Origin of the sequence: Shigella sp. FC1661 (assembly GCF_001712525.1) — a bacterium.
Taxonomy (GTDB): Bacteria; Pseudomonadota; Gammaproteobacteria; order Enterobacterales; family Enterobacteriaceae; genus Escherichia; species Escherichia coli.
The window spans coordinates 1-1422 of sequence record NZ_MDGW01000334.1; the positions used below are offsets into that span (position 1 = coordinate 1).

The 1422-nt window shown below is 49.9% G+C and carries 2 protein-coding genes and 2 pseudogenes; all 4 read right to left on the minus strand.

The genetic code is table 11. The features are described 5' to 3' along the window. A partial coding sequence (locus tag BFF42_RS27315) for a transposase (RefSeq protein WP_216080631.1) occupies window positions 1–229 on the minus strand: 229 nt, incomplete at its 3' end. A gap of 82 nt (window positions 230–311) precedes the next feature. Further along, window positions 312–401, minus strand: a pseudogene (locus BFF42_RS27860) (transposase); the annotation flags it as partial. Between the two features lie 54 nt (window positions 402–455). Then, window positions 456–848: pseudogene (locus tag BFF42_RS27865) on the minus strand (DUF2138 family protein); the annotation flags it as partial. A gap of 40 nt (window positions 849–888) precedes the next feature. Further along, window positions 889–1422, minus strand: a 534-nt coding sequence (locus BFF42_RS17450) for an IS3 family transposase (RefSeq protein WP_039060271.1), incomplete at its 5' end; no start/stop codon positions are given.

Consider the following 1422-nt stretch of genomic DNA (forward strand, 5'->3'; position numbering starts at 1 on the left):
ACAGGAAGTAGCTGGGGGCTCTCTGAAGAAGGTAATAGCAGCTTTCCCTCGCGCCATTGTTGTCGCCATTTGAACAACAGATTGGCGTTAATGCCATTTCAAGAGCAAGTTTTGAGATGGATATCCCGGGTTCACAGGAGGCAGCAACGAGCTGCTGTTTAAATTCGGGAGGATAATTAGGGCAGCCTTTTCGCCTGCCGGGATTCACATTTTTCTGCATATCTGACACTTTGGTTCCCACTACTTATTTGGTGGACACCACTTTGTCTAATTCGTCAGATTCTGACCAGACGGTTCAGGCTGTACGCTTACCCTTCACTGATCGAAAGTTGATTTTCAAGAACCGTTCTGACAGCTTCGGCTTTGAACTCTTTAGAGTAACGTTGGTTTTTTCTGCTCATTATTAGCTCCTTCTGATGCCATTCTATTTCAGGAAGGAGTGTCCGTTAAACTCAGGCTACCTCAGGCTGATCTAAGAGTGACGAAAAGAGTTTATCTTTCAGCGTGAGATCGTGTTCATAGACAATGCGACGAATGCTGCCTTCAATGCCCAGACGATCGGCATGATTCTGATAATAGAAAACGAAATCTTCACTCAGAACATCGTGGAGAAACGGAATGGTGAGGAGATCTTTGGGAAGCTGGCTCAGAGAGTCGCTGTCGAGAAAGAGGTCCGGCTCATTGAGATCGATTTGCAGATTGTTGTGCACCACCAGCGGCGACAACGTTTTTTCTGGCCCACTGCCAGCATATTGCAACGCCCAGACGCCAGCGGAAAGCAGTACTATTGCGCCAAAACCTACAAGACCATAGAACCGCCAGCCTTTCGCCTTTTTTTCACCACTCATTGCCACATTCCTTGTGTATAGCCAGCCATTTTTGAAGTGGTCAACAAAAACTGGCCACCGAGTTAGAGTTTTTCCAGTATCGATTTTCCGATTCGTTTGGGGGTAACCCACCGTTATATTCGTGCGGTCTTAGTGCGCTGTAATATCCAACGATATAGTCCGTTATGGCGTGAGCTGCCTCGCTGAAGCTTACGTAACCCACCACCGGCATCCATTCGTTCTTCAGACTCCTGAAGAAGCGTTCCATTGGGCTGTTATCCCAGCAGTTTCCGCGCCGGCTCATACTCTGTCTGATCTGGTATCGCCACAATAACTGCCGGAACTGCCTGCTCGTATAATGACTGCCCTGATCGCTGTGGAACATCACCCCGCCGGGCTTACCACGGGTTTCCCATGCCATTTCCAGCGCTTTCATGGTGAGCCTGCTGTCCGGCGAGAACGACATGGCCCAGCCCACTGGTTTTCTTGCGAACAGGTCGAGAACAACGGCGAGGTACGCCCAGCGCTTACCCGTCCAGATACAGGTCACATCACCGCACCACACCTGATTTGGCTCGGTCACGGCGAACTGCCT